7 protein-coding genes and 1 pseudogene are annotated in these 5,437 nt (G+C 57.5%); all 8 read right to left on the reverse strand.

Annotation, left to right across the window (positions count from 1 at the left end):
- Positions 1–225: pseudogene (locus PHW99_RS17880) on the reverse strand (hypothetical protein); the annotation flags it as partial.
- 34 nt (positions 226–259) lie between these two features.
- Positions 260–739, reverse strand: coding sequence for a cytochrome C (locus PHW99_RS17885; protein WP_300180882.1), 480 nt, complete (start codon positions 737–739; stop codon positions 260–262).
- 31 nt (positions 740–770) lie between these two features.
- A complete protein-coding gene (locus PHW99_RS17890; RefSeq protein WP_300180885.1) occupies positions 771–1,310 on the reverse strand; it encodes a cytochrome b/b6 domain-containing protein in 540 nt (179 codons plus the stop codon).
- 36 nt (positions 1,311–1,346) lie between these two features.
- Positions 1,347–2,000, reverse strand: coding sequence for an ABC transporter ATP-binding protein (locus tag PHW99_RS17895; RefSeq protein ID WP_300084707.1), 654 nt, complete (start codon positions 1,998–2,000; stop codon positions 1,347–1,349).
- A gap of 70 nt (positions 2,001–2,070) precedes the next feature.
- Positions 2,071–3,285: an ABC transporter permease gene (locus PHW99_RS17900; RefSeq protein ID WP_300180887.1), complete on the reverse strand. Its 1,215-nt coding sequence runs from the start codon at positions 3,283–3,285 to the stop codon at positions 2,071–2,073.
- Entirely contained in the window at positions 3,282–4,478 is a 1,197-nt protein-coding gene (locus tag PHW99_RS17905) for an efflux RND transporter periplasmic adaptor subunit (RefSeq protein WP_366913652.1), read from the reverse strand. Before PHW99_RS17905 ends, PHW99_RS17900 begins: the two co-directional genes overlap by 4 nt.
- Positions 4,475–5,092 (reverse strand): TetR/AcrR family transcriptional regulator, encoded by a 618-nt coding sequence (locus tag PHW99_RS17910; protein WP_300180893.1) that lies wholly within the window; start codon positions 5,090–5,092, stop codon positions 4,475–4,477. The genes PHW99_RS17905 and PHW99_RS17910 overlap by 4 nt, the downstream gene beginning before the upstream one ends.
- Positions 5,093–5,213: 121 nt before the next feature.
- Positions 5,214–5,437, reverse strand: a 224-nt coding sequence (locus PHW99_RS17915; RefSeq protein WP_300180896.1) for a hypothetical protein, incomplete at its 5' end; no start/stop codon positions are given.

Below are 5,437 nucleotides of genomic sequence, written 5' to 3' on the forward strand. Positions count from 1 at the left end.
CTGGCTCAGCCATAGCCCGGCACCGGCGACGACATAGGCGAAGCCCGCCAAGAAATTGAACCAAAGCACAAACGGCACATAGTTGCCAGCGGCGGCGCGCGCAACTTCATTGCCAAACAGGATCGTTCCGCCTTCCTTGAGGGTCAGCAAACCGAACCCGATCGCGACAAGGGAAATAGCCCAGATTTGCAATCCGCGCTGTTGCGGTTGTATGGGAGTATTCATGAGACATTTCCGATTCGTTCACGGTGAAATAACATTACTGGACAGCATCTTTCTTGCCGTAGAAGTGCGCCACAAAAGGCTTTTGAAACTCGTTGTGGCAACTGTCGCAACTCGCCTGGAGCGTGCGAAACATCAGCTCCGTTCCTTGGACGTCATTGGACTTAGCTGCCTTGCCGATGGCTTGAGCCTGTTCGACAACGGACCCGTCATAGGCTTTGTACTTGCTGACGCTGGTGCCAACGAACCCCATGATGCGCATTTTTTCAAAAAATGGCGGCTGGCGATGATCTGCAATAAGGGGTGCGATTCTTTCCACCAATGGCCAGTCCTTTTGCGAAATGGCATCCGCCATGCTGTGCATGTTTTTATCCATGTCTTGCATGATTTTTCGCAGGGCCAGTGGTGGGGTATCTGTGCCGTCGTCAGCCCAGGTCATTGCTCCGATCATTGCCATGAGCGTGCCGATTGCAGCCATGGCAATTCTCTTTGCGGTTCGTGCGTTTTTGTATTTCATGGGCGCATCCAGCTAGCGCGGTTTCGACTGCCTAACGCTGTCCAAACAACATGCGTGACAGAAGGCGATCCTTGAGCCCGAACTGGTGGTAGACGACTCCCACAACGTGCAGGGCCACCAGTGCCATCAGCAGCTTTGCGATCCAGCCGTGAACCACGCGCGGCGTATAGATGGCGAAGCTATCCGGCAGCGATCCGGCACTGCCCGCAAAAATCATCTGCGGCAATCCCGCTTGCAGTGCTGTAGCGGCACCGCTGGCGGCCATGGCGAATACCAGCAGGTACAGGCCCGCATGCGCACCTTTTCCCAGCAAGTCCAGTGCGTTGCTACCCGTAGAGGCAACTTGCGGGTGACTTGTGCGCAAACGAACGATCAAGCGCGCCATCATCAGGGCACCAATGGCAAAACCCACGATCATGTGGCCCTGCAAGGCGCCAAGTTTTTCGGGAGACGCGTTGGGAATTTCCTTCAATACGAAGGTGCCCATACCCATCGCAAGCATGATGAGCAGAGCCAGTAGCCAATGCAGACCGACAAGGGCCGGGTGATACCGAGACGGATTTTTTTTCATTTGGAATTCCAGTTTGTTAAAGAGAGTGCGGGGTTGTCAGTCGATTCCACGACCTTCACCCGCCTCTTCGTGGGTGACACCGTCGCGAATGTGGTAAATCCGCTTGAAGGTTGGAATGATTTTTTCATCGTGGGTGACGACAATGATTGCGGTGTCGAACTGCTTGGCCATCTGGTTGAGGATGCGGATCACGGCCAGCGCGCGTTCGCTGTCCAGCGGCGCAGTGGGTTCATCGGCCAGGATCACTGGGGGTCGATTGACCAGCCCGCGGGCGATCGCCACCCGTTGCTGCTCGCCACCGGAGAGCTGCGATGGCATGGCCTTGGCACGGTGCTGTACATCGAGTGCCGTCAACAACGCCAGCGCCTTTTTGCGCGCCTCAGCATTGGGAACACCTGCCAACATGGGTAGCAGGGCGACGTTGTCGGTCACGTCCAGGAATGGGATCAGGTAGGGCGCCTGGAAGACGAATCCAATCTTGTCGCGCCGCAGGGCGCGCAGGTCGGAGATTTTCCAGCCGTTGTCATAGATAACATCCTGGCCCAACACCATGCGCCCGGATGTCGGCTCAATGATGGCACCCAGGCATTTAAGCAGCGTACTCTTGCCCGAGCCTGATGGTCCAACCAACCCCACGACTTCACCGGGTGCGACGACCATGTTGACGCCCTTGAGCGCGTCCACCGCCATGTCGCCCTGACCGTAGCGCTTGGTAAGCCCTTCGATGCGGATGCCGCGTGCAGAAGATTCAGAATGTTGTTTATCCACCGATAGCCTCCGCAGGGTCAACTTTGAGCGCGGCACGGATCGCCAGCACACTGGCCAGAATGCAAATGACCACCACCGCCACGAAGCCGCGAATGGCGTCGCCAGACTCCAGCAGCACGTATTTCGGAAAGACCGGTGCCCAGAACGTGGCTGAAACTTTACCGACCACAAACCCGATCAAGCCCAGGGCCACCGCCTGTTGAAGAATCATCCCGGCAATGGTGCGGTTGGTGGTGCCAATGAGCTTGAGAACCGCGATCTCCCGGATCTTGCCCATGGTCAGGGTGTAGATGATGAAGGCAACGATGGCAGCGCTGACGATTGCCAGAATCACCAGGAACATGGCAATCTGCTTGGCTGCCGTGGCAATCAATTTCTCGATCAGGATGCCCTGCATCTGTGCTCGCGTGTAGACGCTTAGATGCTTCCAGCGTCTGATGGGTTCGGCCACCACATCCGGGTCCGTGCCGGTTTCTATTTGCACCAGCACGGCGTTGACCGAGGTGTTGGTACTTTGCGAGGCGATGACCGCATCCAGCAAGCCGGGCACGCCGGGGCGGTTCAGTGCGGGACTCTGCGCTGTGCGGGCGCGCTGTGCCCGAATGGCATCGTTGTCCTTGAGAAACTGGGCCTCCTGCGCATCTTTCAATGGAATAAAAACCATCGGGTCACCGCCCGAGGAGACCATGCGGCGGGTCAGCCCCACCACGGTGTACTCGTTGCGCCGAATGCGGATGCGGTCCCCCAGCGCGAAGCCGCTGGCAATGTCGGCTACCGCCTCGTAATGACCACGGGTAAGACGCCGTCCCTCAACCAGGTAGCCGGGTTGACCGGGTTGACCCGCGCCGTCAGGTGGAATACCGACCACCATGGCGCGCACGTCGCGTGCTTTACCGTCGCCGAGTTGGCTTACTTGCATGGTCAGGTAAGTGACATTGGCAACGCGCGCCACACCCGATATGCCCAGAATGCTGCGGTAGGTGTCGTCGTAAATACTTGAGGACTCTGCATAGGGACCTTGGGTGTCCTTCTGCACCACCCAAAGGTCAGCACCGCTGTTGTCGAGCAGCACATTGGCATCGTCCACCATGCCCCGGTACACGCCAGCCATGGTCAGTGTCACGCCGATCAATAGCCCGAGTCCGATACCGGTGAACACGAACTTGCCCCAGGCATGCAGAATGTCGCGTCCGGCCAGGCTGATCATGACGACTTGCCCACGATACGGTCAACCACCTTGATGCGGCTGTTAGCATCCAGCGCCTTGAAGCTGTACACCACAATTTGTTCACCCCCACTGAGACCTTGAAGAATCTGCACGCGGCCTTCAAGGTCCGTTGCGCCGGTTTTGATCGGTGCAAAACGCAAGCTGCCGTCCTCAACCACCCAAACACCGAGGTGCCCATCCACGCGTTGTACGCTGGCATTGGGAACGACTGGCATCGACTTTTGTGCCGCCAGTGCTACCGTGACTTCCGCCAGCTCACCAATCGGCGGCAGTACCTGTGGGGTTTGTGTAAACGCAACCTTGGCCAAAATTTCTTCGGTTACGGCGTCGGCATGGGGTTCAATGCGCAATACCTTTCCAGGCAGCAAGTCACCGGCACGCGAGCGCAGGACGATTTGTGCCGGAAGTTGGGCGCTTAGCCCTTGTGCGCGCTGCTGATCAAAGCGCACGCTGACCCAAATACTGCTGGGCTCGACGACTTCAACCACCGCTTGTCCGGCAACCACGGTGGTGCCTGGGTCGGCATCGCGGCGGGTGACGAGTCCATCGACCGGCGAAATCAGACGCAGATTTACCCGCTGGCGAATCAGGCCGTCCCGATCCGCCCGCACGCGGTTCAGTTCCTGGCGTGATGCATCAAGGTTGGCGCGAGCCGCTGACAAGGATGCCTGCGCAATCTGCAACTCTTGTCGCTTTGCCTCCGCACCTTCTTCGCTGACCGAGCGGGCGATCAGCAATTGCTCGTAGCGCTTGGTCTGGATTTCCGCGAACGCTTTGCGGGCACCCACTTCCTGAACTTGCGCCTCAACCGCCAACAGGGTGGCTTCCGCCCGCTTCAGGGTCGCCTCCTGGGCGCCGATCTTGTCGTCCAAGTCGACGGGATCCATCTCGCCCAGCACTTGGCCTTTTGCGACGTGATCACCTGATTGAACCTCCACACGCTTGATGCGTCCGGCAAAGGTGGGACCTATCTTGTGGGTAAACCGTGCTTCTACTGAACCGATACCAAACAAGGCTGGCTTGATAGCCTGGCTGTCGACGCTAATGACCGTAACGGCCACCGGAGCCATGGGCCCGGCCCGCAGCGCAACGTAGCCCAGCAAACCCGCCAATAAAACAAGGACGCTCGCCAACGCGATGGTTCGGCCATGCAGTGAGATGAAATTTTTCATTGGACGTTCCTCATACCGCGTTGATAAATTGCAAAGACACCAGGCGCATCAGCGCGCATGCGAAGAAGGTCCCCGGACAGCATGGACTGCATCACCAAGCCCTGAATGGTTCCGACAAACAGCGTAGCGGCAGCCTGGGTATCCACCTCGGACGTGATTTCCCCGATAGCCTTGCCCTCCTCAATGCGTGCGCGTATGCGTTCGGAATAGCGCTGAATCAACGTCTGGGCCATTTTTTTGGCGGCCGTCTCCTCGGTGCTTTGCAGCTGACCGAACATCATGCGTGGCACGCCCGGGTGTTCCACCACAAAATCGATGTGGCTCATAAACATGGCCTGCATCGCGCTCAGTGGTGAGGAAGTGCCCTCTGCTGCGCTGTCGATTCGCGCCAGCAGGCGGTCTGCCACCCACTCCATGACGGATTGCCAAATGGAATCCTTGCTGGGGAAGTGCCGAAACAGCGCCCCCTGAGTCAAATTCATGTGCTTTGCAATAGCCGCTGTCGTAATGTCGCTGGGGTTTTGCGAACCCGCTAGCGCGATGACTGCCTCCACGGTGACGGCGCGTCGCTCGTCCGCAGGTAGTTTTGATTGGACGTTTTGTGAAGTGACCATGTTAAAAATAATTAAAGCTAGTAATTAATTACTATCTTACATCAATAGGCCTGCGATTACCACTGAATGCGAAAAGTGAAGTCTTAAAAATGCGAAGTGGTCGCACTCGCATGGGAACCGATCAGCTGTTGTCGGGGAAACCTGAGCGTTGAAAGGATGAGGGGGTCATCCGGTCAAGCGGAACACTGAGAACTGAGACGAGCATCATCAGCGGGCATCCATTGTCGTGAAGACCAATGAGCCGAAGTCCACCAATAGTCTCGTGGTAGCTAGTGCCGATTAAGCGAACATCAATGACTGCAATGATGACGGCGAACAAAGCTGCCCAATTTCCGCTAAGGGCAC

This window comes from Rhodoferax sp. (assembly GCF_028689305.1).
GTDB lineage: Bacteria > Pseudomonadota > Gammaproteobacteria > Burkholderiales > Burkholderiaceae_C > Rhodoferax.